This window comes from Rhodococcus spelaei, from assembly GCF_006704125.1.
Lineage (GTDB): Bacteria > Actinomycetota > Actinomycetes > Mycobacteriales > Mycobacteriaceae > Rhodococcus_G > Rhodococcus_G spelaei.
Window position 1 is genome coordinate 13,194 of the sequence record NZ_VIGH01000009.1, and the last position, 24,247, is coordinate 37,440.

The window sequence follows — 24,247 nt, forward strand, 5'->3', positions numbered from 1 at the left end:
AGTGACGGATGTCATTTGGGCAGAGAACTGAAAATGGCAGGATCGACGACACCATGACTACCGCTCCGCAGCTCGACCACGCGGCATCCGCTCCTCGGGCGGGTGCCGATTTGTCCGTACGGCACGGGGCAGGTGGCAACCCGCGCCCGGCAACCGACCCGGCGCCCCGGAGCGCACCGCAGGCAGAGGCCCTGATCGATCTCGATGCGGTCGCCGACAACGTGCGGCTGCTGTGCGAGCACGCGGGCGATGCCGCGCTGATGGCCGTGGTCAAGGCCGACGGGTACAACCACGGCGCGGTGCAGGTGGCCCGGACCGCGCTCGCCGCAGGTGCGGCGGAACTCGGCGTCACCACCGTCGACGAGGCCCTCGAACTGCGCGCGGCGGGTATCGACGCACCGGTGCTGTCCTGGCTGCACACCCCGGACGCCGACTTCGCGAGGGCGATCGCGGCGAATGTCGAGCTCGCCGTCTCCTCGCCACGTCACCTGCGTTCGGTGGTCGCCGCGGCCTGCGACCTCGGCACCACCGCGACCGTCACCATGAAGGTCGACACCGGGCTGAACCGCAACGGCGTCTCGCCGACCGAGCTGGACACGCTGCTCGACGACCTGGCCCGAGCCCAGGCAGAGGGTGCGATCCGGTTCCGCGGCATCTTCTCCCACCTCGCCCATGCCGACGAGCCGCACCATCCCGTCATCGACACCCAGGTCGAGGTGCTGCGACACGCAGTCGCCGAGGCCGCGCGCCGGGGTCTGCGTGCGGAGCGGGTGCACCTGTCGAACTCGGCGGCCACACTGACGCGTCCGGACCTGAGCTTCGACATGGTGCGGCCCGGCATCGCCCTCTACGGACTGTCCCCGGTGCCCGATCTCGGACAGTTCGGTCTGCGACCCGCGATGGTGCTGCGGGCTCGCGTGGCGCTGGTCAAGAAGGTCGCGGCGGGCGGTGGCGTGTCGTACGGGCACACCTGGATCGCCCCGCAGGACACCACCGTCGCGCTGCTCCCGGTCGGTTACGCCGACGGCATCCCGCGCGCCATCGGCGGCCGGTTCGAGGTGCAGATCGGCTCCAGACGGTACCCGCAGATCGGCCGGGTGTGTATGGACCAGGTGGTCGTCGACCTCGGGGCGGACCCCGGCCCGGTCACCGAGGGCGACGTGGCGATCCTGTTCGGCAGCGGAGACGGCGGCGAGCCCGTCGCGCAGGACTGGGCCGACGCTCTCGACACCATCCACTACGAGGTGGTGACCGGGGTACGCGGGCGCGTCGTGCGCACGTACACCGGCGGTGGGCAGGTCGCGCGGTGAAGCCGTTCGGAAAGGCCGGGCTCATCGGCGGCGCCGGCGTCGCCACCGTCGTCGGTGCCTTTGCCGGCGTCAGCGTCGCCCATCACCCCGCGCCGACCCGGCGCGGCAGGCGGGACCGGCACGCCCGCGAGGACTTCGGGCTGATGAACGCCGACCGCGGCAGCCTGGTCACCGCGGACGACGGCATCCCCCTCGCGGTGCGGGAGGTCGGGCCCGCCGACGCGCCGCTGACGGTCGTGTTCGTGCACGGCTACTGCCTGCGGATGGACTCCTGGCACTTCCAGCGCCGTCAGCTCGAACGGCGCTGGGGCAGCGCGGTGCGAATGGTCTTCTACGACCAGCGCGGCCACGGCCGGTCCGGCACCCCGAGCCCCGAGAGCTGCACCATCGGTCAGCTCGGCCGCGACCTCGACGCGGTGCTGCGCGCCGTCGCCCCGACCGGGCCGGTCGTGCTGGTCGGGCACTCGATGGGCGGGATGAGCATCCTGGCGATGGCCCGCCAGCTGCCCGAGCTGTTCGGTACCCGGGTGGTCGGGGTCGGTCTGGTCGCCACCGCGGCAGAGGGCCTCAACAAGACCGGGCTGAGCCGCAACCTGCGGAACCCGGTGATCGACGCCTTCCGGCTCGCGGTCCGCACCGCGCCGGGTGTGGTCCAGTTCGGTCGCGGCGCCGCCCGCGCGATCATCTCGCCGATACTGCGTGCCGCGTCGTACGGCACCGACGTGAGTCCGTCACTGACCAGGTTCTCGGAGAGCATGCTCAACGAGACGTCGGTGACGACCATCGTGAACTTCCTCAAGTCGCTCGAGCTGCACGACGAGTCGGAGGCGCTCCCGGTGATCGCGGACCTGCCCGTCCTGGTGCTCTGCGGTGACGCGGACATGGTCATCCCGTTCGGACAGTCGGAGGCGATGGCCGCGGTTCTGCCCCGCTCCGAACTGGTTCGGGTGGTCTCCGCCGGACACCTGGTACAGCTCGAGTTCCCGATTCGCGTCACGGATGCGATCGACCGGCTGGTGACAAGGGCGCTCGAGGGCGCCGAGTGCTCGGATCGGGTGGGTTTCGGTGGCTGAGTCGACGCACACGGTGATCGAGCTGCCGACCACCCAGGACACCGAGGCGTTCGGCAGGCGCCTCGCCCTCGAACTGAGCGCCGGCGACCTGGTGGTGCTCGACGGGCCGCTCGGTGCGGGTAAGACCGCCCTGGCGCGCGGGATCGCGGCCGGTCTCGGCGTCCGGGGCCGGGTCAGCTCGCCGACCTTCATCATCGCCCGCGAGCATCGGGCGGGGGAGCGACCCGGCGGAGGTCCCCCCGTCGCGATGGTGCACGTGGACGCGTACCGGCTCGGGATCGGTGCCGGGGAGTCCGGTCGCCACGACCGGACGTTCGACGAACTCGATGCGCTCGACCTCGACACCGACCTGGCCGGTGCGGTCGTGGTGGTCGAATGGGGCGAGGGCGTCGTCGAGCACCTGTCCGACCGGCACCTGCTGGTGCGGCTGCGCCGCGAACCCGAGTCCGACGTGCGGACCGCGCGGTGGGGCTGGGTCTCCGCCCACGGGTAACCTGGTCAATTGTGCTCGTACTCGCCGTCGATACCGCCACCCCGGCCGTCACCGCGGGGGTCGTCCGCCTCGAGGGCGACGAACCCCGGACGCTGTCCACCCGGGTCACCGTCAACGCCCGCGCGCACGCGGAGGTGCTGACGCCGCACATCCTCGAATGCCTCGCGGAGGCGGGACACACGCCGCCCGACCTGGACGCCGTCGTCGTAGGCTGCGGCCCCGGACCCTTCACGGGACTCCGGGTGGGGATGGCCACCGCGGCCGCGTTCGGTGATGCGCTCGGCATTCCCGTGTACGGGGTGTGCAGCCTCGACGCGATCGCCGTCGAGGCGGCACTGGGGCGAGACCTGTTGGTGGTCACCGACGCCCGGCGACGCGAGGTGTACTGGGCTCGGTACTCCCGGGGGGCCAGGGTGTCCGGACCCTCCGTCGACAAGCCCGCCGACGTGAATCCGCTGCCGTCGAACGCGGTGGCGGGCTCGCCCGCGCACGTGGACCTGTTCGACCTGCAGGTGGAGCCGGTCGAGACGCCGTCGCCCGCCGGGCTGGTCCGCGTCGCCCGGCAGGCGCTCGTGGACGGCGCCGAACCGGAACCGCTTGTCCCGCTGTATCTTCGGCGCCCCGACGCGGTCGAGATCGCGAACCGCACGAAATGAGTGCCGCCATCGTCGCGATGACGGCGGCCGACGCGGGTCGTTGTGCGGAGCTGGAGGCGATCCTGTTTCCCGGGGACGGGCCGTGGAGTGCGGAGGCCTTCCATTCGGAGCTCGCCCACGCGTACAACCACTACTTCGTGGCCCGGGACGAGTCTGGTACCGCCATCGGCTACGCGGGAATAGCGTTGCTGGGCGGGGGATCCGACCCCGAATCCGAGGTGCACACCATCGGCGTCGACCCCGTTCACCAGCGGCGCGGGCTCGGTTCGCGGCTGCTCGACGAATTGCTGCGGGTCGCCGAGACTCACGGTGGCCCGGTGTTTCTCGAGGTGCGCACCGACAACGAGTCGGCCATCGCCCTCTACCGCCGCGAGGGCTTCGAGATTCTCGGCACCCGCCGGAACTACTACCAGCCGAGCGGCGCCGACGCATACACCATGCGTCGGGAGCGCCGGGCGAGCGAAGCGACTGGGACTGTGACGAAGGAGCAGCCGGCATGATCGTGATGGGCATCGAGAGCTCCTGCGACGAAACAGGAGTCGGCATCGTCCGGTGGCGCGCCGACGGGACCTGTGAACTACTCGCCGACGAGGTCGCCTCGAGCGTCGACCAGCACGCCCGTTACGGCGGCGTGGTGCCGGAGGTCGCCTCGCGGGCCCACCTCGAGGCGATCGTCCCGACCATGCGCCGAGCGCTCGCGCAGGCGGGCATCGCGAAGCCGGACGCGTTGGCCGTCACCATCGGGCCGGGGCTCGCCGGTGCGCTGCTCGTCGGTGCCGCCGCGGCCAAGGCCTACGCGGCCGCCTGGGACGTGCCGTTCTACGCACTCAACCACCTCGCCGGGCACGTCGCGGTGGACACTCTCGAGCACGGGCCGATGCCGCCGTGTGTCGCGCTGCTCGTCTCCGGGGGGCACACCCACCTGCTGCACGTGCAGGACCTCGCACAGCCGATCGTCGAACTCGGGACCACCGTGGACGACGCGGCCGGTGAGGCCTTCGACAAGGTGGCGCGACTGCTCGGCCTCGGCTTTCCCGGAGGCCCGGCCCTGGACAGGGCAGCCCAGGACGGTGACCGCACCGCGATCGCCTTCCCGCGCGGCATGACCGGGCCGCGGGACGCGCGCAACGACTTCTCGTTCTCCGGTCTGAAGACGGCCGTCGCCCGCTACGTGGAGTCGAAAGAGCGGGCGGGCGAGCCGATTTCGATCCCGGACGTCGCGGCCAGCTTCCAGGAGGCGGTTGCCGACGTGCTGACCATGAAGGCGGTCCGGGCGGCCGCCGACGCGGGCGTGGACACCCTGGTGCTCGGCGGCGGGGCGACCGCGAACTCGCGGATCCGCGCGCTCGCGGAGGAGCGCTGCGGCGCGGCGGGTTTGAGGCTTCGCATCCCGAAACCACGGCTGTGCACGGACAATGGCGTGATGATCGCAGCATTGGGTGCGCACGTCATCGCCGGCGGTGCGCTGCCGTCGCCGCTGACCGTGGCCACCGATCCGGGTCTGTCGGTGACCGTCAGTCAGTCGCGGGACCCGGGCGATGCCCGCTGACGGTCTCGCCGGCCTGTCGAAGGCGGACCGGAACGCGCTGATCCGCCGGGCGCTCGTGCGACCGTCCTGCTCGGCGGCGCTCCTCGTGCTCGCGTACTTCCTGGTGCCGATGCGGAACCTGCATTCGGCCAGCGCGATCGGCGGTCTGGTGCTGGTCCTGGCGCTGGTCGGTGCGCTGTGTGGGTGGCAGATCTGGAAGATCGTGCACGCGCGGTACCCCGCTCTGCAGGCGGTCGAGGCGCTCGCGCTGTCGTTGCCGGCGTACCTGCTGGCGTTCGCGACGCTCTACCACGTGCTCTCGTCGGTGACGCCGTCGAGCTTCAGTGAGCCGCTCTCCAAACTCGACGCGCTGTACTTCACGCTGGTGTGCTTCTCCACTGTCGGTTTCGGCGACATCACCGCCGCCAGCGAGACCGCGCGCGCGATCGTGTCGGTGCAGATCGTCGCGAACCTGGCACTGCTCGCCGTCGGGGTGCGCATCATCACGGCCGCGGTGAAGGCAGGCAAGCGTCGCCGCGACTCCGACGACTAGTGGGACGGCTCAGATGGCCGCGGTGTCCGAGAGTGAGAGCAGGGTGACGGTGTTCGGCGCGGAGACCAGGTCGTCGACGGTGACGCCGTCGAGCGACGCGTAGAAGGCGTCCTGGGCGCGGCGCAGGGCCCCACGCAGTCGGCACGCGCTGCGCAGCGGACACGGAGTGGTGCCCTCACAGGTCACGACCTCGCCCTCGCCCTCGAGTTCGCGGGCAAGCCACCCGATCGACGTGGAGCGGGCGCGATCGGTGATCGTGAGCCCGCCGCCCCGACCGCGGCGGGCTTCGACCATGCCGAGTTCGCGTAGCCGCAACACGACCTTGGTCGTGTGCGTGTACGGAATCGCCATCTGATCCGCCACCTGACTCGTCGTCAGGCCGCCGCCTCCTGGGGAGACCGCAAGGCGCATCATGACGCGCAGCCCCAGGTCAGTGAATCGCGTCAGCTGCACGTCATCGACCGTATATTACTTGCATTTCGTATGCAATAAAAAGACTCCGGCATCGGCCCTGGTCAGGCGCGTGGTGAGGGCAGTAGGAGCTCGGTGTTGTGGTCGCCGGACACACCCATCAGCTTCGGGTCGGCGTGGATGTCGTTGAAGGACAGTTCCCGGTACAGCGACGCAAGCCCGGACTGTGAGAAGTCGCCGTGACTGGTCTGATACGGGCTGTCCGACTCGATCAGTGTCGTCAGTAGCGACACCGTGCCGTCGTGGTTGTCCGCGACCTCGATGATCCGCGCGTGCTGCGGAAAGTCGATGTGCGATGCGGTGTTGATCTCCCAGAAGCCCTGGACCGGCGTTGGACCGGTCCGAGCGGAGATCTTGTTCTCGTGGGTGTGGCCGTTGACCCAGGCCAGCACGTTCGGGAACCGGTGCAGCAGGGCGACCAGTTCGGCGCCGGAGTGGCGGCGATCGGCGGGATTCTCCGGATCCGGCACGAGGTTGGCCATGGTGTCGCTGGTGTGGTGGCTGAACAGCAGGAACCAGGTGTCCGCGCGGGACTGCGTCACCGCGCGGCCGCCGGTGTCGAAGTAACGGCTGCTGCCCGACTCCAGGGTTCGCTCGATCCACCGGAACTGGGCCTCGCCGAGGGATCCGTCGACGAAACCTGCGCGGTTGGTGGAGTCCATGCTGATGCCGATCACGCCGGGTGCGATCTCGAACGTGTAGTAGCCGATGCCGGTCTCGCCGGCGTCGGGGGCGAAGCCGTGACCGACCGGGCCGGGCCCGGTGTTCCTCGGGTCGAGGTGCGCGGCGATGAACTGGCGGGGCGTGAAGGGGGCCCGGTTGCCGTCAGGGGTGACGATGCGCGGCGGGGTGGTGACCGCGGCGAGCAGCGCGGGCAGCGCGGACGGGTCCGAGCTGGCGGCGCTGCCGATCGCGCGGGCCTGCTCGGAGTCCGGCCCCTCGATCTTGATCGACCCGGTGTACATGGCCTCGAGGGGCGGGATGCCGCTCGGGACGGTGCCTTCGACAGAGTCGTCGTGGTTGCCGAAGACGCAGTACCAGGGGGTGCGCAGGCCGGGGCTGGTGACCGGGGCGAGGGCCGCGCCGAGCAGTCCGGGGATCTCGGGGAAGCCGGCCTTCTTGTACATGTCGCGGATCGGCGACTCGGGGTTCCAGTACAGGTCCGAGCCGGAGTTCTGGACACCCTCGTAGCGGTCGAGGGCGCCGGTGTTCGGCCGGAAGGTGCCGCCGTTGAGGGTGGCCAGCAGCCAGCCCAGCTCGGCGTGCTCCTTGTTGTCGGTGTTGTCGCCGGTGGTCACGACCGCATCGAAGCGGCGCCGGGTGTGCGGGCCGCCCGCAAGGGAGTTGATGCGGGACACCAGCGAGGCGAGGCCGTGGGTGGTCAACGTCTCGTGGGGCCGGAATGCGGACCCGGTGAACGGGTGCAGGTACTCGAATCGCATCGGCGACTGGGCGTCGAGCACGTGCATGTCGGTCATTTGAACGAACGAAGCCAGCGCCGCGCGGCGTTCCTCGCGGCCGGACTTGGCCTCGGCGAGTTCACCGCGCACGATCACCGGCCAGCCGGGCCCGGCGGAGAGGGTGCGGTAGCCCGACGTCCCGACCGGAGTGGCAACGGCCTCGAGGGTCGTTCCCGCGAGGTGCTCGGGCAGCGCGTCGGCGGCGGCGTACCAGGTGCCCCACGGGGCGCGCCCGAAGGCGCCGACTCCCATTGCGCCCGCGGCGCCGAGGCCCGCGAGTCCGAGAAACGATCGTCGGTTCATGTTTGCCACGGCGACGACTGTAGGTCACCCGCGCGTCACCTGGAGTCCGAACCCGGTCGGTGTCGGACGATCGTCCAGGCTGCGGGGTCCGCGTCGGCACCCGCCGCTCTTGAGCGCTGGCACTCGCATGTATAGAGTGCTAGTTGGCGCTGACCCAGCTCCGGCACCCGCGACGACGGGGCTTGGCGAGGGGCCGCAAGCGTACTGAACCGAAAAGAAACCGCCCAGGGAACAGCCCGGGGCGGAACAACCCCTGAAAGTGGAGGGCTCATCGTGGCGAGCGTGAACATCAAGCCGCTCGAGGACAAGATCCTCGTCCAGGCCAACGAGGCCGAGACGACGACTGCCTCTGGCCTGGTCATCCCCGACACGGCCAAGGAGAAGCCCCAGGAGGGCACCGTCGTCGCCGTTGGCGAAGGCCGCGTGACCGACAAGGGCAATCGCATCCCGGTCGACGTCAAGGAAGGCGACACCGTCATCTACAGCAAGTACGGCGGAACCGAGATCAAGTACGCCGGCCAGGAGTACCTGATCCTGTCGGCACGCGACGTGCTGGCTGTCATCTCCAAGTAAGCCACTTGCGATCCGCCCCGGCGTCCCACCACTGGTGACCCGGGGCGGATCGCGTTTGCCGACCCTCCACATCCAGGAGCAGCTAAGCGATATGTCCAAGCAGATCGAATTCAACGAGACCGCCCGCCGGGCCCTCGAGCGCGGCGTCGACCAGCTCGCGGACGCGGTCAAGGTCACCCTCGGCCCCCGCGGCCGGCACGTCGTGCTCGCCAAGGCATTCGGCGGCCCGACCGTCACCAACGACGGCGTGAGCATCGCCCGCGAGATCGAGCTCGAAGACCCCTTCGAGAACCTCGGCGCCCAGCTCGTCAAGAGCGTCGCCACCAAGACCAACGACGTCGCGGGCGACGGCACCACCACCGCGACCGTGCTCGCCCAGGCGCTGGTGCGCGGCGGCCTGAAGAACGTCGCCGCGGGCGCCAACCCGATCGGGCTCGGCGTGGGCATCGCGCAGGCCGCCGACGCCGTGTCGGAGGCGCTGATCGCCGCCGCCACCCCGGTCCAGGGCAAGGACGCGATCGCGCAGGTCGCGACCGTCTCCTCGCGCGACGAGGAGATCGGCGCGCTGGTCGGCGAGGCCATGACCCGCGTCGGCGTCGACGGCGTCGTCACGGTCGAGGAGTCCTCGACGCTGGCGACCGAACTCGTCGTCACCGAGGGCGTGCAGTTCGACAAGGGCTACCTCTCGCCCTACTTCGTCACCGACATCGACGCCCAGCAGGCGGTGCTCGAGGACGCGCAGATCCTGCTCTACCGCGACAAGATCGGCTCGCTGCCGGACTTCCTGCCGCTGCTCGAGAAGATCGCCGAGTCCGGCAAGCCGGTGCTGATCATCGCCGAGGACGTCGAGGGCGAGGTGCTCTCCACACTGGTGGTGAACTCGATCCGCAAGACGATCAAGGCCGTGGCCGTGAAGGCGCCGTTCTTCGGCGACCGCCGCAAGGCGTTCCTCGACGACCTGGCCGTCGTGACCGCGGGCACCGTCGTCAACACCGACGTGGGCCTGACGCTCAAGGAGGCCGGACTGGACCTGCTCGGCAGCGCCCGTCGCGTCGTCGTCACCAAGGACGAGACCACCATCGTCGACGGTGCCGGCACCGAGGCCGACATCGCCACCCGCGTCGGGCAGCTGCGTCGCGAGATCGAGAACACCGACTCCGACTGGGACCGCGAGAAGCTCGAGGAGCGGCTCGCGAAGCTCTCCGGCGGCGTCGCGGTGATCAAGGTCGGCGCCGCCACCGAGACGGACCTCAAGGAGCGCAAGTTCCGCGTGGAGGACGCAGTCAACGCGGCCAAGGCCGCGGTCGAGGAGGGCATCGTGCCCGGCGGCGGTTCCGCGCTGGTCCAGGCCGGTCAGGTGCTCACCGCGCTGGCCGACTCGCTCTCCGGCGATGAGGCGACCGGCGTCGAGGTCGTGCGGGCCGCGCTCAACGCACCGCTGTTCTGGATCGCGAGCAATGCGGGTCTCGACGGTGCCGTCGTGGTCGCCAAGGTCGCGGACGCTCCCAAGGGACACGGCTTCAACGCCGCAACCCTCACCTACGGCGACCTGCTCGCCGACGGTGTGGTGGACCCGGTCAAGGTGACCCGCTCGGCGGTCGTCAACGCGGCCTCCGTCGCGCGGATGATCCTGACCACCGAGAGCGCCGTGGTCGAGAAGCCGGTCGACGCAGTCGACGAGGGCCACGGACACGGCCACAGCCACTAGGCACCCCGCCGCGACCCTCGGGTCGTAGGTACAGCGCAGGGCCCCGGACGAATTCGTCCGGGGCCCTGCGTCTTCCACGAACGATGCTCGGCCGCAGCGGGACAACGGTCGCTCGCGGGTCTGCGCACCCCTCAGCGGCCCGCGTCGATCACCGTGATCGGTCGCGCCGGCGCGGTGGCCGAATCCGTGAGGGTCGCGGCGCGGCCGGCCCTCACCCCGTTGGCGATGACGACGATCTCGGCGACCTCGTGGACGAGGACGACGGCGGCGAGGCCGAGTACGCCGAGCAGTGCGAGCGGCATGAGAACGGTGATGATCGCCAGCGACAGTCCGATGTTCTGCAACATGATCCGCCGGGATCGGCGGGCGTGCTGCAACAGTTGGGGCAGGTGGCGAAGGTCCTCACCCATGAGTGCGACATCGGCCGTCTCGATGGCGACGTCGGTGCCCATCGCGCCCATCGCGATGCCGATGTCGGCGGTGGCCAGGGCCGGTGCGTCGTTGACGCCGTCGCCGACCATGGCCGTCGGCCTTGCGCCGCGCAGGGATTCGACGATGCGGGCCTTGTCTTCGGGGCGCAGGTCGGCGTGCACCTCGTCGATGCCGACGTCGGCGGCCAGGCTGCGGGCGGTGCGGTCGTTGTCGCCGGTCAGCATCGCCAGGCGGTAGCCGTCGCGGCGCAGGCGGGCGATCACGCCCCGAGCCTCGGGGCGCAGTTCGTCGCGGACCGCGACCGCGCCGAGCAGACGGCGGTCGAGTTCGACGAGCACCGCGGTGGCCCCCGCGTGCTGCATCGCCTCGACGGCGGCGCCCAGTGGCCCGGGGTCGATCCAACCGGGTCGGCCGAGCCGGGCGGTGGCGCCGTCGATCCGTCCGACCACCCCGGCGCCGGTGACCGCAGCGACCGCCTCGGCGGGGACGGCGTCGTCGACCGCGGCGAGGATCGCTGCGGCGAGGGGATGTTCGCTGCGGGCCTCCAAGGAGGCGGCCACGGCCAGGACCTCGGCGGGGGAGGCGCCGTCGACGGTGGCGACGTCGATCACGGTGGGCCGGTTGCGAGTCAGGGTGCCGGTCTTGTCGAGCGCGATGCCGCGGATGCGACCGAGTGTCTCGAGCGCGGCACCACCTTTGACCAGGGCGCCGAGTTTGGAGGCCGCCCCGATCGCGGCAACCACGGTCACCGGAACGGCGATCGCCAGCGCGCACGGGGACGCTGCCACGAGCACGACGAGAGCGCGTTCGATCCAGATCCGCGGCTCGCCGAGCAGGCTGCCGACAGCCGCGATCACCATGGCGGCGGCCATGATCGCGGGGACGAGCGGTGTGGCGATCTTGTCGGCCAGGCGTTGGGCCTCGCCCTTGCGAGACTGCTCGGCCTCGACGATCCGCACGATCTTCGCGAGGGAGTTGTCCTCGGCGCGTGCGGTGACCTCGACCTCGAGAACGCCTGTGCCGTTGATGGATCCGGCGAACACCTCGTCGCCGGGCCCACCCTCGACCGGTACGGATTCGCCGGTGATCGCCGAGACGTCGAGGGCGGTGCGACCGTGGCGGACGACGCCGTCGGTGGCGATTCGCTCACCGGGTTTGACGACCATGACGTCGCCGAGACGAAGGTCGGACGGCGGAACGGCCTGCTCGCGGTCACCGCGGATCACGGTGGCGGTGTCGGGGACCAGCGACAGCAGTGCGCGTAGGCCACGGCGAGTCCGTGTGACCGCGAATTCTTCGAGGCCCTCGCTGATGGCGAACAGGAATGCCAGCATCGCGGCTTCGCCGACTTCCCCGAGGAGGACGGCGCCGACGGCGGCGATCGTCATCAGCGTGCCGACGCCGATCCTGCCTCTGGCCAGGCGTCTGAGGGTGTTCGGGACGAAGGTGCAGCCGGCGACGACCAGTGCGAGTGTTTCGAGGGCCAGTTCGACGGTGTGAGGTCCGTCGGTCCAGCCGACGATCAGCCCACCCAGCAGGAGCACGCCGGCGATCGCGGCGGCCCGGATCTCGGTGACCTGCCAGAACTTCTCGGGCTCGCGCTCCTGCGCGTCGTCGCCGACCGCAGGTTCGTCGTGGCCGCAGCCGCACGCATCGCTCACGCCGTCACTCCGCGCCGGTGCCGTAGTTCGGGCACAACGCAACCGCGCTACCCGTTGCGGTGAGCAGGGTTTCGGCCGAGGCGAGCAGATCGAGCAGTTCCGGTCGGCCGAGTGAGTAGAAGACCTGTCGACCCTGGGGCCTGCCGTCGACCAGGCCGCAGTCGCGCAGGCACGCCACGTGCGCCGACACGGTCGACTGAGCCAATCCGAGGTCGCCGACCAGGTCCGCGACCCGAGCCTCGCCATCGGCCAGCCGACGCACGATCGCCAACCGGGTGCCGTCGGCGAGGCTGCGGAACAGTGCCACCGCCGGATCGAGGCCCGACTCGGTGCAGGTCGACTCGCGGCGCCCAACCGCATCATTGATCGTCATCGGGCGATGATAGCGGGGAAAGGCGATGATTTGTCGCGCGCGGCCGCGAGGCGCCGGCCGGTTCGGGTGCATCCGGACCGGCTTCCGCGCCGCACTGGACATTTGCTTGTCACATCGGCGGACAGCAAGGCCCCATCATGCGACAGAGCCAGTCGCACATCATCTGCAGGGGATTCACGGTTCACCTCCTCTCGGTGGACGTCGTGGTCGTACTGGCCTGCGCAGCAAGACGCCACAGGAGCAGCACTGTCGGCATGACCGGGCGATGCGTCCCATTGTCAACCTTCCAGTACGGTGGAAGGTCAAGGAGTCGAGATGAGAATCGGTGAACTTGCAGATCAGAGCGGTGTCGCAACGAGGACTCTGCGCTTCTACGAGCAGAGTGGGCTACTTTCCGAGCCGGTCCGCACGGCAAGCGGCTACCGGGACTACGGGCCGGAATTCGTCGAGCGCCTTCACTTCATCCGTCGTGCACAGGCCGCCGGCCTGACCCTGCGTGAGGTTCGCGACGTCCTCACCATTCGCGATCGCGGGCAGGCGCCGTGCGGGCAGGTCGTGGACCTCCTCTCCGAGCACCTCGAGCAGGTTCGCGGCAAGATTCTGGAGTTGATCACCCTCGAATCCACGCTCGAATCCCTGCTCGACCGGGCGAAACTGGGCGGACCACACGACGCAGGCAGCGCAGGCGTCTGTTGGATCCTCGAATCCGACGACCCCGCGGCCGAGATTGCACGCTGATTCGACACCTGTCAATGTTTATGCATGTCGAATCAGGAATCGTCGAAGATCGGTGCTTGTTGTGCGCCGCTGGCGCGCGAGCCGCTGACCCAGGACTGACTTACGGCGCGTCGTCCGGCCAGGCGCTGGCCGGGGTGGTCGGTCCGCTGATCGAGGTCCCCGTCCTCGTCGGGCTGGTCTACGTCTCCCTGGCACTGCGCAAGCGCTTCGCGACATCGACAGGGGCCCTTCATGCCTGACAATCCCAGCGTGCTGTTCGTCTGCGTGCACAACGCCGGCCGCTCCCCAGATGGCCGCCGAATTCCTGTCGCACCTCGCCGGGGCATCGAAGCGGTCCGCCCGATCCGCGACCAGATGCGCGAGCGTGTCGAGGCGCTGATCGCGGAACTCGTTCCCGCGCACACGTGAGGCCGAACTGCTGACTGCCGCAACGCAGATCAGTGCAGCGCGAGTGAGGCGAACGCGGGGGCGGTCGGCTGCGGCGAGCCGCCTGCGGGTTCCACGGTGAAGGCCAGCAGGGTCGCGTCGTCGAGGCTGTCGACGACCGTCATGGTCGACGGTGACATCTGACCGGGTCCCATCATGCCCGCAGAGACCGGTGCACCGGCCCCCGGAACCAGCCACATCTGGTACACCGAGTCCGGCGGGGGCGGCGTGACGTCGTTCATCACGAGCACCGCAGCGTTCGCCTGTTTGGAGTACATCGCGGTCGCAGATCCGCCGCCCGGCACCTCGGTCGAGGACGAGCGCACGTCCGGCGCACCCATCACCTGCGATGCCGTCGATTCCGGCGCCGGCCCGGTGCGGAACTGCGCCCCCACGGTGATCCCGCCCGCGAGCACCACGACGGCAGCGGCAGCGGCAACGGCGACCCGCCGCCAGCGGCTGGTGCGGACGCGGCGGTCGGACAACGAGACGGGCGGCTCGGGGGCCGCTCGGCCGCGGTCGGTGGCACGCGGTTCGGCCGCGATCCGGGCCAGCAGTCCGGCACGCAGATCCGCGGACGGCTGCGCCTCGGTCACCGAGCTCGTCGCCGCCAGCGTCTCCCGGGTCGACCGCACCTCCGATTCGAACTCCGCGCGCAGACGGACGTCGGACCCGGACAGAATCAGCTCGGCGGCGCGCAGGTCGTCCTCGTCGAGAGCGTCGAGGGCGTAGCCGTGCGCCAGGTGGACTTGGTCGTCCTTCATCTCATGCCACCCCCAAACATCCTCTGAGCCTTGCCAATCCGTCCCGAATGCGGGTCTTCACCGTGGGTAGCGCCACGCCGAGGTCGGCCGCGACCTCGCGGTACGTGCGACCGCCGTAGTACGCCAGCGCGACCGATTCGCGCTGGGTGTCGGTGAGCACGTCGAGGCAGTCGATCACCGACTGCCGCTCGAACCGCCGCGTGACCTCCTCGCTCACCTCGTCGAACGTGCCGAGGTGGTTGCGCGCCTCGTAGGCCGCATCGCGGTCTGAACTCGACTGCTCCGAGCGAACCCGGTCCACGGCCCGGCGGTGCGCGAGCGTGAGCAACCAGCTCAGGGCCGATCCCCGAGCCGCGTCGAAGGTGTCAGCTGCGCGCCACACCTGGAGGTACACCTCCTGGGTGGTCTCCTCCGCGAAGCCCCGGTCGCGCAGGACTCGCAGCACCATGCCGTAGACGCGTGACGAGGTCCGGTCGTAGAGCTCGGCGAACGCGGTCGCGTCGCCTGCGGCGGACGCCGTCACCAGCGTCGCCAGTGCGCTGGACTCGGCTGCGCGGGCGGTCGCGGCCGGTCCTGCGTCCACCGGGCAGTCGGCCGGCGCGGCGGCATCCGACGCGGACCCGGGGCGGTCCCGCCCTGGCCCCGTCACAACAGCCTCGTCGCATGCATGGAGGAACACGCTATCGCGCACCCGACCTACCGCGGCAGCGCAGCCGAACGGGTGCGGTGATTCATGTCGTCCTCCGCCGTCGCTGTGGTGGAGGTGGATGGAGTGTCTCGGCTCATCGGTCTGCCGTCCTTCGTTCGTCAAGGGCCTGTCGGTCCTGCCGAGGAGGCATTCGGAGCCGCATGCGATGCGGATGGGTGGCCGGCCACCCCGGCGTGCGCGGGCGCGCGGGGTGGGCGGCGGACGAACCGTCTACGACGCGATGCGCTGGCGTCCGCGGCGGGCGAGCGACTCGCGCTCGGACTCGGACATCCCGCCCCAGATTCCGTACGGTTCGGACACGCTCAATGCGTGGCTGCGGCACTGGGCGAGTACCGGGCAGCGCCGGCACATCTCCTTGGCCCGCATCTCGCGCTGAGTCCGGGCGCGACCGCGTTCTCCGTCGGGGTGGAAGAACATCGAGGAGTCGACTCCGCGGCAGAGTCCGTTCATTTGCCAATCCCAGATATCGGCGTTCGGTCCGGGGAGGTGATTCGGCTGCGGCATGTCATCTCCTGACGTTTGCGGGACTCAGGTCCCGACCTGATGGTCGTCCAGGCGCGTACTTCAATTTCCGTTAGCCACGTTAGAGGTGTGCGGGAAATCGAGTCAATAGTTGTTCAAGTGGTGATTTACATACCGCGCCAGAAGGGAATTAACGCTGCGTTCATCGACATCGACACACAATTGACACACATTCGTGATTCTTTCCTTGGGGGCGAAAAGTGCGGCGTCCAGGGCGAATCGGGGCAACCGCGCACGTCAGCGGCGCCGCCGTCGATACGCCCGGGCTGACGTGACACACCTCGAATGCACATGTCGTGTGGAGGCCGCCGGCGCCAGCCCGGCCGAGGTTGCGTGATGCACGATTAACGCAACCGGTCGTTCGAGACATCCGTCACCACTAATGGGTTGAACGATTGGGTGGACGGGAATGTTAATGCGAGGAAAACTCTCGACAAACCCGAACTGAACGAGTAACGCAGCGCCTTCTCCCGTGAACCCGACCGCCGTGCGGCGGCTCCGATCCGGGGTCCTACTCTTACGCCGTGCAGTACCGGACAGCCCGCGGGCCACTACCCGATCGACCCCGATTCGACGCGTCAGAGCGGCGGTCGTGAGGTGACCCGTTCGGACCTGGAACGGGCCGCGTTCGGTGACACTCCGGGCGCTCGCGACCTGCCCGCGGCCGAGGACGCGCGCGATCACTGGCTCCGCGCGGTGACACTTGGTGGGCAGGGGCGATACGCCGCTGCCCGCGCCGAACTCGAACAACTGCACAGGCTCGACCCGGACCCCGTGCTCGCCTCCCTTGCGGCCAGCACGGAGGCGTCGCTGCTGCGGCAACTCGGCTGGCACGCACTTGCCTCCACTCATGACGGCCGCGCGTTGGCACTGCTCGGCGCGCCCGCTGTCGCCATCGCGGACGCGAGCGTCCAGGCACGCTGTGACGCGCTCACCGGGCTCGCCGCGGACGCGCTCGGGTGCGGCCGGTTCGCCCTCGGATTCCGGCTGCTCGAGCGCTGTGGCGCCCTGGCCGACCAACCCGACCCGGCAGTGTGGCGTCAGCGGATTCGGTGGAACTGGGTCAGCGCCGAGATGTCGCTCGCGTCCGGGGACGCGGCCGGTGGGCGCAGGCACGCCGCTGCCGCGCTCGACCTCGCCGCGGACTGCGAGTCGATCCGGCACCAGGTCAAGTCCGAGCTGCTGCTGGCCGCGGCCGAGAGCGCGGGCCCCGATCCGACCGCCGCGACCGGACCGGCCAGGCGGGTACTTGCTCGCTGCGCGGAGCATGGACTGGTGCCGCTGGAGTGGGCCGCGTCGATGCTGCTCGGCGGGGTGCAGCCGAGCGCGGAGGCGAACGACGTCCGGGACCGGTGCGAGAGCCGGATCGCCGCGTGGGGCGGGCGATTCAGGGAACTGTGAGCACCTGTCGCTATCCTTCAATCGTTCCACCGCCAGGTGGGAGCGCCCTGTGAGCGGGCGTCACTGTAACGCCGGGACATTCTCTGACGATGACTAGTACGAGCGAGGAGTTGGACTCAGCCGTCGCTGCGGCAGCGCAGGGCGATCGAGTTGCCTTGGCTCGGGTTCTCGAGAGTGTCCGACCCATGGTCGTGCGTTACTGCCGGTCACGGGTCGGAGCCGCGGAGAGGGGACAGCTCTCCGCGGACGACGTGGCGCAGGAGGTGTGCCTGGCTGTGATGACCGCTCTGCCGCGGTACCGGGATCAGGGTCGGCCCTTCATGGCGTTCGTGTACGGCATCGCCGCACACAAGGTCGCCGACGCTCATCGTAACGCCGGACGTAACAAGGCGGAGTCGATGGCCGAGGTACCGGATGTCGTCTCGACGGACGAGGGCCCGGAGAAGCTCGCGCTCGACTCGGAGACGAGCAGGCAGATGAACGCCCTGCTGGCGACGCTCTCCGACAAGCATCGAGAAATTGTCATCCTGCGGCTGGTGGTGGGTCTGTCCGCGGAGGAAACGGCAGTTGCTGTGGGGAGCACGGCCGGAGCAGTACGAGTGGCCCAACACCGGGCGCTCGCCAAGTTGAAGAACGAAGTAGCGAAAGCGGGTGAGATGTATGGCTAGGGGGAGCAAGCGCGGTGGACACGACAAGTGGACGCAACGCACAAACGCGTCCGATGCCGATCTCGCCCCGGCATCGCTGGAGCTGGACGAGGACACGGATTCGACGCCCTTCGACCTGGCGGCCGTGCAGCACGACGACGCGCTGATCGACGCCATCGCCGGTGGCGGCAAGGTCGCGACGGAGACTCCGGAGGAGTACCAGCTCGCGATGCTGCTGGCAGGGTGGCGGGCCGAGATCGTCACGCCCGCTCTGCCTGCCGAACCGAGCCTCGACGAGGTCGTGGCGGCCGTCAACGAGGAGATCGCTCCCGGCACCGGACGGTCCGCCCGGCTGCGCCTGCTGCGGCCGATCGCCGGCGCCGCCGCCGCGATCGCCGTCGTGATGGCGGGGGTGACGGTGTTCTCCTACAACGCTCAGCCCGGCGATCCGCTGTGGAAGGTCAAGGAGGTCGTGTTCAGTCAACGCGCCAACTCGACCGTTGCCGGCATCGACACCACGTCGAACCTGCAGGAGGCCGAGCGGCTGATCAAGGCAGGCGACACCCAGGGCGCCATGGCGGTCCTGCAGTCCGCGAGCAAACGGGTCGGCGACGTGAACGACTCGGGCAAACGTGACGAACTCAACGCCTGGCACGACCGACTGATGGCGGATGTCGCGAAGACCACGACCTCGACGACCACCGCCACCACCACGACCACCACGCCCGGTGAGTCCACCTCGGTGCCCGTCGTGCCCGGGGTGACCATCCCGGGGCTGCCCTCGACCAGTGTGCCGAGCATCCCCCCGAGCGAGCTGACCGTGGTCCCGATCGTGCCGACGGCCCCGTCGGTGACACCGCCGGTCGTCACGACGCCGAGCCAGGTCCCGACGACCACCGAACCGTCGCAGTCGCAGTCGCCGTCACCGTCGTCGACGACGACCAGTGCACCCGCGGCGTCGACGACGATCAAGATCGTCCCGCCGATCGAGACCCGGCAGTTGGTGCCCGCCCCGACGCCGTCGTAGACGGGTTCCCGATACCGAAAGAACGGCCCGGCAAGTGATCTTGCCGGGCCGTTCTCGTGTGTCTCGTGGTCGGGGTCAGGCGTCGAAGCCGTCCCCGTGCAGCGCCTCGTTCATCGACGCGTCCGCGTATCCGCGGCAGTAGTCCCACGTCACGTAGGCCTCGGGGACCGGGTCGTAGGCCGGCTCGTGAGGTCGCACGGTGCCGTCGACGAGGAGTTGCAGCAGGTTCGCCCGCAGCATGTCCCAGTCGTGGTAGTGGTCCTGCTGGCAGTCGTCACAGCAGACCACGAGGCCGCGGATGCCGCGGTGGCCCAGCAGCGCCTCGTAGACGGCGAGGTCCGCGAGGTCCTCTTCGACGGCTAGTCGCTCATGGGGATCCAGGGGCTGACCGGGCTCGATCGCGTCGAGCGCGGCGGAGGGGTCGGCGGGGTCACCGGCGAACGGGTCCGGCGGCAGACCGGGGGGCAGTTGATCTCGCACAGGTCCACGGTACGCAGCGCAGGCGGGTCTGCGCCAGCGGATCGGTCACCGCGTTCGCTCGCACGCTCGTCCAGCCGATACCATGGTGGGCGGGCTGAGGGAATAGTTCGCCCGCGATCGAGCATTCTTCCCACACCCGAAGCAATCACGACTTGACCGCGCCGCGGGGATACGACGCCCTGCACGGCGGCGCACCACAGTTCCAGGAAAGGGTCCCGAGCCGCATGAGTATTTCCGGAGGACACGTGCGTACCGGAGGGGACCGCCCCGACAAGGTTGCCATGCTGGGACTCACCTTCGACGACGTGCTGCTGCTGCCTGCGGCCTCGGACGTCGTTCCCAACCAGGTCGACACCTCCAGCCAGCTGACCCGCGAGATCCGGCTGAACGTGCCGCTGGTGAGCTCGGCGATGGACACCGTCACCGAGGCACGGATGGCGATCGCGATGGCGCGCGCCGGTGGCATGGGCGTGTTGCATCGCAACCTTTCGCTCGAGGCCCAGGCCGGCCAGGTCGAGACCGTCAAGCGGTCCGAAGCAGGCATGGTCACCGACCCGGTCACCTGCAAGCCGACCGACACCCTCGCCGAGGTCGACGCGACCTGCGGCCGCTTCCGGATCTCCGGGCTCCCGGTCACCGACGACGCCGGCCAGCTGGTCGGCATCATCACCAACCGAGACATGCGCTTCGAGGTCGACCAGAACCGCACGGTGTCCGAAGTGATGACCAAGGTTCCGCTGATCACCGCCCGCGAGGGCGTCACCGCGGAGGCCGCGCTCGGGCTGCTGCGCAGGCACAAGCTCGAAAAGCTGCCGATCGTCGACGGCCAGGGCAAGCTCACCGGCCTCATCACCGTCAAGGACTTCGTCAAGACCGAGCAGCACCCGAATGCCACCAAGGACCGCGACGGCCGGCTGCTGGTCGGCGCCGCCGTCGGCGTCGGTGACGATGCCTGGGCGCGCGCGATGGCACTGACCGACGCCGGAGCCGACGTGCTGGTGGTCGACAGTGCGCACGGCCATCAGATCAACATCTTGCAGATGATCGCGAAGCTCAAGGCGGAGATCGGCGATCGCGTCCAGCTCATCGGCGGCAACGTCGCGACCCGCGCTGGCGCGCTGGCGCTGGTCGAGGCGGGCGCGGACGGCGTCAAGGTCGGCGTCGGCCCCGGTTCGATCTGCACCACCCGCGTCATCGCCGGTGTCGGTGCACCGCAGATCACCGCGATCCTCGAGGCCACCGCGGCGTGCAAGCCGCTCGGCGTCCCGGTCATCGCCGACGGTGGTCTGCAGTTCTCCGGCGACGTCGCCAAGGCCCTCGCGGCCGGCGCGTCCACCGCGATGCTCGGTTCGTTGCTCGCCGGCACCGCCGAGTCCCCGGGCGAACTGATCCTGGTCGGCGGCAAGCAGTTCAAGAGCTACCGCGGCATGGGTTCGCTCGGCGCGATGCAGAGCCGCGGACAGGGCAAGTCCTTCTCCAAGGACCGCTACTTCCAGGACGACGTGCTCGCTGAGGACAAGCTGGTCCCCGAGGGCATCGAGGGTCGGGTGCCGTTCCGTGGCCCGCTCTCTCAGGTGATCCACCAGCTCACCGGCGGGCTGCGCGCGGCCATGGGCTACACCGGATCCGGGACGATCGAGGATCTGCAGGAGGCGCAGTTCGTGCAGATCACCGCGGCGGGTCTCAAGGAGAGCCACCCGCACGACATCACCATGACCGTGGAAGCGCCGAACTACGCCGCGCGGTAGCCGCGCGGGATAGTTTCCAGCGAACATCCAGGCAAGCATCAGCCACAACGAAGAAAGGGGCGCGCGTGCGCGACCTCGTTGAAATCGGCATGGGCCGGACAGCCCGACGCACCTACGAGCTGGACGACATCGACATCGTCCCCTCGCGCCGGACCCGGTCGTCGAAGGAGGTGTCGACGTCCTGGCAGTTGGACGCGTACCGCTTCGACATCCCGGTGCTGGCGCACCCGACCGACGCGCTCGTCTCGCCGTCGTTCGCGATCGAACTCGGCAAGCGCGGCGGCCTCGGCGTGATCAACGGTGAGGGCCTGTGGGGTCGCCACGCCGACGTCGACGCCAAGATCGCCGAGCTGATCCGGGTCGCCGAGTCGGACACCGACGCGGACGCACCGATCGCGAAGCTGCAGGAACTCCACGCGGCGCCGATCCAGCCGGACCTGCTCGCGGCCGCCGTGTCGCAGGTGCGTGACGCGGGTGTCACCACCGCGGTGCGGGTCAGCCCGCAGAACGCGCGGGCCCTGACGCCGGCACTGGTCAAGGCGGGCATCGACCTGCTGGTCATCCACGGCACCATCATCTCCGCCGAGCACGTCGCGCACGGCGACAGCGAGCCGCTGAACCTCAAGACGTTCATCTCGGAGCTGGACGTGCCGGTCGTCGCGGGCGGCGTCAGCGACCACCGCACCGCGCTGCACCTGATGCGCACCGGCGCGGCGGGCGTCATCGTCGGCTACGGCTCGACCGAGGGCGCCACCACCACCGGCGAGGTGCTCGGCATCGGCCTGCACATGGCCACGGCCATCGCGGACGCCGCGGCTGCTCGCCGGGACTACCTGGACGAGACCGGTGGCCGGTACGTGCACGTGATCGCGGACGGCGACATCCGCACCTCCGGTGACCTCGCCAAGGCCATCGCGTGCGGCGCCGACGCCGCCGTCCTCGGCGCGCCGCTGGCGGTTGCGGCGGAGGCCCCCGGGCACGGCTGGTACTGGCCGTCGGCGGCCGCGCACCCCTCGGTGCCCCGCGGCGCGCTGCTGCCGGTCTCCTTCGGCGAGGAGCGGCCGTCCCTCGACCGCGTGCTCACCGGTCCGTCGGACGATCCGTACGGCTCGCTCAACCTGGTCGGCGGCCTGCGCCGCTCGATGGCCAAGTCGGGCTACTCCGACCTCAAGGAGTTCCAGAAGGTCGGGCTGACGGTCCGCGCCTGATCGCAGCCCCCCGGCGTGAACGGACCGTTCAGGTTCTCCATGAACCTGAACGGTCCGTTCATACTTTCGGGTGGGCGGGCTTCCACCTCGGTTTCTGCTACTTGCCGTTACAGTTAGGTCACCCTTGTGGCATCAGTCACAGTCGCTGGGTGCATACTGGCGGGTAACTAACGGGTTCACGGTGGAGGTTTCCTGATGGGCAAGCGTGCAACGGATTTCGACGTCCTGATCATCGGGTCCGGATTCGGCGGCAGCGTCACCGCGCTGCGGCTGGTCGAGAAGGGCTACCGGGTCGGGGTGCTCGAGGCCGGGCGCCGGTACACCGACGCCGACTTCGCGAAGACGAGCTGGGACCTGAAGCGGTTCCTGTGGGCCCCGGCCCTCGGCTGCTACGGCATCCAGCGAGTGCACATGCTGCGCGACGTCCTGATCCTCGCCGGTGCCGGCGTCGGTGGTGGTTCGCTCAACTACGCGAACACGCTCTACAAGCCGCCGGCGCCGTTCTTCCAGGACCCGCAGTGGCGCGACATCACCGACTGGGACGCCGAACTCACCCCGCACTACGAGCAGGCGCGCAAGATGCTCGGCGTGGTGCAGAACCCGCACATGACTCCCGCCGACGACATCATCAAGTCGGTCGCGGACGACATGGGGGTCGGCGACACCTTCATCCAGACCCCGGTCGGCGTCTTCTTCGGTGAGCCGGGTCGGACGGTGAAGGACCCGTACTTCGGCGGTGTCGGACCGGATCGCAGCGGCTGCATCGAGTGCGGCGAGTGCATGACCGGCTGCCGCCACGGCGCCAAGAACACACTGGTCAAGAACTACCTCGGGTTGGCCGAGAGGGCGGGCGCGAAGGTCGTCTCGATGACCACGGTCACCGGACTGCACGAGGCCTCGGACGGCACCTGGGACGTCGTGACCCGGCGCACCGGCGCCAAGGTCCGCAAGAACCACAAGACCTACACCGCGCAGCACGTCGTCGTCGCGGCCGGCACCTGGGGCACCCAGCAGCTGCTGCACAAGATGAAGGACAGCGGCGCCTTGCCGAGGCTTTCGGACACTCTCGGCGAGCTGACCCGCACCAACTCGGAGGCGATCCTCGGCGCCGGCAAGGTGTCGGTGGACCCGGACCTCGACCTGACCCGCGGCGTCGCGATCACGTCCTCGTTCCATCCCTCGTCCGACACCCACATCGAGCCGGTCCGCTATGGCAAGGGCTCGAACGCGATGGGCTTGCTGCAGACCCTGATGACCGACGGTGGCGGCACCACGCCGCGCTGGGTCAAGCTCCTCAAGGTCATTGCGGCGAACCCGTCGCAGATGCTGCGGATGCTCTCGGTGAAGAACTGGAGCGAGCGCACGATCATCGCCCTGGTCATGCAGAACCTGGACAACTCGATCACCACCTACACCAAGCGCGGCATCCTCGGGCGTCGCAAGGTGACCAGCAAGCAGGGCCACGGCGAGCCGAACCCGACCTGGATTCCGGCGGGCAACGACGCGACCCGACGGATCGCGGAGAAGATCGACGGCATCGCCGGTGGCACCTGGGGCGAGGTCTTCAACGTCCCGCTGACCGCCCACTTCCTCGGCGGTTGCGTGATCGCCGCGGATCCGCAGCACGGCGTCATCGACCCCTACCACCGCGTGTACGGCTACCCGACGCTCAGCGTGGTCGACGGCGCGGCCGTGTCGGCGAACCTCGGTGTGAACCCCTCGCTGACGATTAGCGCCCAGGCCGAGCGTGCCGCGTCGCTGTGGCCGAACAAGGGCGAGCAGGACATCCGCCCGACGCAGGGATCGGACTATCAGCGGCTGAACGCGGTGGCGCCGAACAGTCCGGTGGTGCCCGCGGGCGCGCCGGCGGCACTGGTGCTGCCCATCGTCGAGATCCGCAGCGGCGCCCCCGCCGTGAAGAAGGGCGCAGCGACGAACGCCGAGAAGTCGGAGTCCGGCAGCGGCGTGGCCTGACGGCGACGG

The 24,247-nt window shown here is 69.7% G+C and carries 24 protein-coding genes and 2 pseudogenes; 18 read left to right on the forward strand and 8 right to left on the reverse strand.

The features are described from left to right. Window positions 1-53 precede the first annotated feature (53 nt). Genes alr through FK531_RS18645 form a run of 7 tightly spaced genes read left to right on the forward strand, consistent with a single transcriptional unit; the run spans window position 54 to window position 5,613 of the window. Complete coding sequence (alr, locus tag FK531_RS18615) at window positions 54-1,310, forward strand: alanine racemase (RefSeq protein ID WP_142102036.1); 1,257 nt, start codon at window positions 54-56, stop codon at window positions 1,308-1,310. Next, window positions 1,307-2,383, forward strand: a complete 1,077-nt coding sequence (locus tag FK531_RS18620; protein WP_142102038.1) for an alpha/beta fold hydrolase — start codon at window positions 1,307-1,309, stop codon at window positions 2,381-2,383. The genes alr and FK531_RS18620 overlap by 4 nt, the downstream gene beginning before the upstream one ends. Further along, window positions 2,376-2,876, forward strand: a complete 501-nt coding sequence (gene tsaE, locus FK531_RS18625; RefSeq protein ID WP_181763023.1) for a tRNA (adenosine(37)-N6)-threonylcarbamoyltransferase complex ATPase subunit type 1 TsaE — start codon at window positions 2,376-2,378, stop codon at window positions 2,874-2,876. Before FK531_RS18620 ends, tsaE begins: the two co-directional genes overlap by 8 nt. A gap of 11 nt (window positions 2,877-2,887) precedes the next feature. Next, entirely contained in the window at window positions 2,888-3,532 is a 645-nt protein-coding gene (gene tsaB / locus FK531_RS18630) for a tRNA (adenosine(37)-N6)-threonylcarbamoyltransferase complex dimerization subunit type 1 TsaB (RefSeq protein ID WP_142102042.1), read from the forward strand. Beyond that, a complete protein-coding gene (gene rimI, locus FK531_RS18635) occupies window positions 3,529-4,032 on the forward strand; it encodes a ribosomal protein S18-alanine N-acetyltransferase (RefSeq protein WP_142102044.1) in 504 nt (167 codons plus the stop codon). The genes tsaB and rimI overlap by 4 nt, the downstream gene beginning before the upstream one ends. Beyond that, window positions 4,029-5,081 (forward strand): tRNA (adenosine(37)-N6)-threonylcarbamoyltransferase complex transferase subunit TsaD, encoded by a 1,053-nt coding sequence (gene tsaD / locus FK531_RS18640; protein WP_142102046.1) that lies wholly within the window; start codon window positions 4,029-4,031, stop codon window positions 5,079-5,081. Before rimI ends, tsaD begins: the two co-directional genes overlap by 4 nt. Beyond that, window positions 5,071-5,613, forward strand: a complete 543-nt coding sequence (locus FK531_RS18645) for a potassium channel family protein (RefSeq protein ID WP_142102048.1) — start codon at window positions 5,071-5,073, stop codon at window positions 5,611-5,613. The genes tsaD and FK531_RS18645 overlap by 11 nt, the downstream gene beginning before the upstream one ends. A gap of 9 nt (window positions 5,614-5,622) precedes the next feature. Here FK531_RS18645 and FK531_RS18650 read toward each other — a convergent pair whose 3' ends face one another. Beyond that, window positions 5,623-6,066, reverse strand: coding sequence for an RrF2 family transcriptional regulator (locus FK531_RS18650; protein ID WP_142102050.1), 444 nt, complete (start codon window positions 6,064-6,066; stop codon window positions 5,623-5,625). Window positions 6,067-6,128: 62 nt separating this feature from the next. Continuing rightward, window positions 6,129-7,856: a TIGR03767 family metallophosphoesterase gene (locus FK531_RS18655; RefSeq protein ID WP_142102051.1), complete on the reverse strand. Its 1,728-nt coding sequence runs from the start codon at window positions 7,854-7,856 to the stop codon at window positions 6,129-6,131. A gap of 264 nt (window positions 7,857-8,120) precedes the next feature. On the opposite strand from FK531_RS18655, the gene groES reads away from it, so the two are divergent. Continuing rightward, window positions 8,121-8,420: a co-chaperone GroES gene (gene groES, locus FK531_RS18660; RefSeq protein ID WP_027501788.1), complete on the forward strand. Its 300-nt coding sequence runs from the start codon at window positions 8,121-8,123 to the stop codon at window positions 8,418-8,420. A gap of 91 nt (window positions 8,421-8,511) precedes the next feature. Beyond that, window positions 8,512-10,128, forward strand: a complete 1,617-nt coding sequence (gene groL / locus FK531_RS18665; protein WP_142102053.1) for a chaperonin GroEL — start codon at window positions 8,512-8,514, stop codon at window positions 10,126-10,128. Between the two features lie 131 nt (window positions 10,129-10,259). Here groL and FK531_RS18670 read toward each other — a convergent pair whose 3' ends face one another. Together FK531_RS18670 and FK531_RS18675 are read right to left on the reverse strand one after the other, a co-directional pair. Then, window positions 10,260-12,221: a heavy metal translocating P-type ATPase gene (locus FK531_RS18670; protein WP_142102055.1), complete on the reverse strand. Its 1,962-nt coding sequence runs from the start codon at window positions 12,219-12,221 to the stop codon at window positions 10,260-10,262. Between the two features lie 4 nt (window positions 12,222-12,225). Further along, a complete protein-coding gene (locus FK531_RS18675) occupies window positions 12,226-12,594 on the reverse strand; it encodes an ArsR/SmtB family transcription factor (RefSeq protein ID WP_142102057.1) in 369 nt (122 codons plus the stop codon). 315 nt (window positions 12,595-12,909) lie between these two features. On the opposite strand from FK531_RS18675, the gene FK531_RS18680 reads away from it, so the two are divergent. The 3 genes and pseudogenes from FK531_RS18680 to FK531_RS22475 all read left to right on the forward strand — a co-directional run. Continuing rightward, complete coding sequence (locus FK531_RS18680) at window positions 12,910-13,332, forward strand: heavy metal-responsive transcriptional regulator (RefSeq protein ID WP_142102059.1); 423 nt, start codon at window positions 12,910-12,912, stop codon at window positions 13,330-13,332. A 98-nt stretch (window positions 13,333-13,430) separates the two neighbouring features. Continuing rightward, window positions 13,431-13,571 (forward strand): annotated as a pseudogene (locus FK531_RS18685) (ACR3 family arsenite efflux transporter); the annotation flags it as partial. Then, window positions 13,564-13,681: pseudogene (locus FK531_RS22475) on the forward strand (heat-shock protein HtpX); the annotation flags it as partial. The pseudogenes FK531_RS18685 and FK531_RS22475, both read left to right, overlap by 8 nt. Before the next feature lie 88 nt (window positions 13,682-13,769). On the opposite strand, the gene FK531_RS18690 reads toward FK531_RS22475, so the two are convergent. From FK531_RS18690 to FK531_RS18700, 3 genes are all read right to left on the reverse strand, one after another. Further along, the gene (locus FK531_RS18690) at window positions 13,770-14,522 is read right to left on the reverse strand and encodes an anti-sigma factor (protein ID WP_142102062.1); all 753 of its coding nucleotides are present in this window, start codon (window positions 14,520-14,522) and stop codon (window positions 13,770-13,772) included. Between the two features lies 1 nt (window position 14,523). Continuing rightward, the gene (sigK, locus tag FK531_RS18695) at window positions 14,524-15,171 is read right to left on the reverse strand and encodes an ECF RNA polymerase sigma factor SigK (protein ID WP_142102064.1); all 648 of its coding nucleotides are present in this window, start codon (window positions 15,169-15,171) and stop codon (window positions 14,524-14,526) included. Between the two features lie 270 nt (window positions 15,172-15,441). Continuing rightward, window positions 15,442-15,735 (reverse strand): WhiB family transcriptional regulator, encoded by a 294-nt coding sequence (locus FK531_RS18700; protein ID WP_142102066.1) that lies wholly within the window; start codon window positions 15,733-15,735, stop codon window positions 15,442-15,444. Between the two features lie 615 nt (window positions 15,736-16,350). On the opposite strand from FK531_RS18700, the gene FK531_RS18705 reads away from it, so the two are divergent. The 3 genes from FK531_RS18705 to FK531_RS18715 all read left to right on the forward strand — a co-directional run bounded on the left by FK531_RS18705 (window position 16,351) and on the right by FK531_RS18715 (window position 18,828). Beyond that, window positions 16,351-17,154 carry a hypothetical protein gene (locus FK531_RS18705; protein ID WP_246098262.1) on the forward strand — a complete coding sequence of 268 codons (804 nt, stop codon included), beginning with the start codon at window positions 16,351-16,353 and terminating at the stop codon, window positions 17,152-17,154. 89 nt (window positions 17,155-17,243) lie between these two features. Further along, a complete protein-coding gene (locus FK531_RS18710; protein WP_142102069.1) occupies window positions 17,244-17,822 on the forward strand; it encodes a sigma-70 family RNA polymerase sigma factor in 579 nt (192 codons plus the stop codon). Then, window positions 17,815-18,828 (forward strand): anti-sigma-D factor RsdA, encoded by a 1,014-nt coding sequence (locus tag FK531_RS18715; protein WP_142102071.1) that lies wholly within the window; start codon window positions 17,815-17,817, stop codon window positions 18,826-18,828. Before FK531_RS18710 ends, FK531_RS18715 begins: the two co-directional genes overlap by 8 nt. A gap of 75 nt (window positions 18,829-18,903) precedes the next feature. Here the strand turns inward: FK531_RS18715 and FK531_RS18720 are convergent, their stop codons facing one another. Then, window positions 18,904-19,308, reverse strand: a complete 405-nt coding sequence (locus FK531_RS18720) for a DUF5319 domain-containing protein (RefSeq protein ID WP_142102073.1) — start codon at window positions 19,306-19,308, stop codon at window positions 18,904-18,906. A 224-nt stretch (window positions 19,309-19,532) separates the two neighbouring features. Between FK531_RS18720 and guaB the strand changes: the two genes are divergently transcribed. The 3 genes from guaB to FK531_RS18735 all read left to right on the forward strand — a co-directional run bounded on the left by guaB (window position 19,533) and on the right by FK531_RS18735 (window position 24,238). Further along, window positions 19,533-21,056 (forward strand): IMP dehydrogenase, encoded by a 1,524-nt coding sequence (gene guaB / locus FK531_RS18725; RefSeq protein WP_142102075.1) that lies wholly within the window; start codon window positions 19,533-19,535, stop codon window positions 21,054-21,056. A gap of 65 nt (window positions 21,057-21,121) precedes the next feature. Next, on the forward strand, window positions 21,122-22,264 hold the full coding sequence (locus FK531_RS18730) for a GuaB3 family IMP dehydrogenase-related protein (protein WP_142102077.1): 1,143 nt from the start codon (window positions 21,122-21,124) through the stop codon (window positions 22,262-22,264). Between the two features lie 195 nt (window positions 22,265-22,459). Continuing rightward, window positions 22,460-24,238 (forward strand): FAD-dependent oxidoreductase, encoded by a 1,779-nt coding sequence (locus FK531_RS18735; RefSeq protein WP_142102079.1) that lies wholly within the window; start codon window positions 22,460-22,462, stop codon window positions 24,236-24,238. Window positions 24,239-24,247 lie beyond the last annotated feature (9 nt).

Excerpts from the sequence above, each read along its gene's own strand:
- FK531_RS18710 (WP_142102069.1), top strand. The coding sequence starts at position 17,244 with ATGACTAGTACGAGCGAGGAGTTGGACTCAGCCGTCGCTGCGGCAGCG.
- guaB (WP_142102075.1), top strand. The coding sequence starts at position 19,533 with ATGAGTATTTCCGGAGGACACGTGCGTACCGGAGGGGACCGCCCCGAC.
- FK531_RS18645 (WP_142102048.1), top strand. The coding sequence starts at position 5,071 with ATGCCCGCTGACGGTCTCGCCGGCCTGTCGAAGGCGGACCGGAACGCG.
- tsaD (WP_142102046.1), top strand. The coding sequence starts at position 4,029 with ATGATCGTGATGGGCATCGAGAGCTCCTGCGACGAAACAGGAGTCGGC.
- FK531_RS18735 (WP_142102079.1), top strand. The coding sequence starts at position 22,460 with ATGGGCAAGCGTGCAACGGATTTCGACGTCCTGATCATCGGGTCCGGA.
- rimI (WP_142102044.1), top strand. The coding sequence starts at position 3,529 with ATGAGTGCCGCCATCGTCGCGATGACGGCGGCCGACGCGGGTCGTTGT.
- alr (WP_142102036.1), top strand. The coding sequence starts at position 54 with ATGACTACCGCTCCGCAGCTCGACCACGCGGCATCCGCTCCTCGGGCG.
- FK531_RS18700 (WP_142102066.1), bottom strand. The coding sequence starts at position 15,735 with ATGCCGCAGCCGAATCACCTCCCCGGACCGAACGCCGATATCTGGGAT.
- FK531_RS18715 (WP_142102071.1), top strand. The coding sequence starts at position 17,815 with ATGGCTAGGGGGAGCAAGCGCGGTGGACACGACAAGTGGACGCAACGC.
- groL (WP_142102053.1), top strand. The coding sequence starts at position 8,512 with ATGTCCAAGCAGATCGAATTCAACGAGACCGCCCGCCGGGCCCTCGAG.
- FK531_RS18675 (WP_142102057.1), bottom strand. The coding sequence starts at position 12,594 with ATGACGATCAATGATGCGGTTGGGCGCCGCGAGTCGACCTGCACCGAG.
- FK531_RS18680 (WP_142102059.1), top strand. The coding sequence starts at position 12,910 with ATGAGAATCGGTGAACTTGCAGATCAGAGCGGTGTCGCAACGAGGACT.
- FK531_RS18690 (WP_142102062.1), bottom strand. The coding sequence starts at position 14,522 with ATGAAGGACGACCAAGTCCACCTGGCGCACGGCTACGCCCTCGACGCT.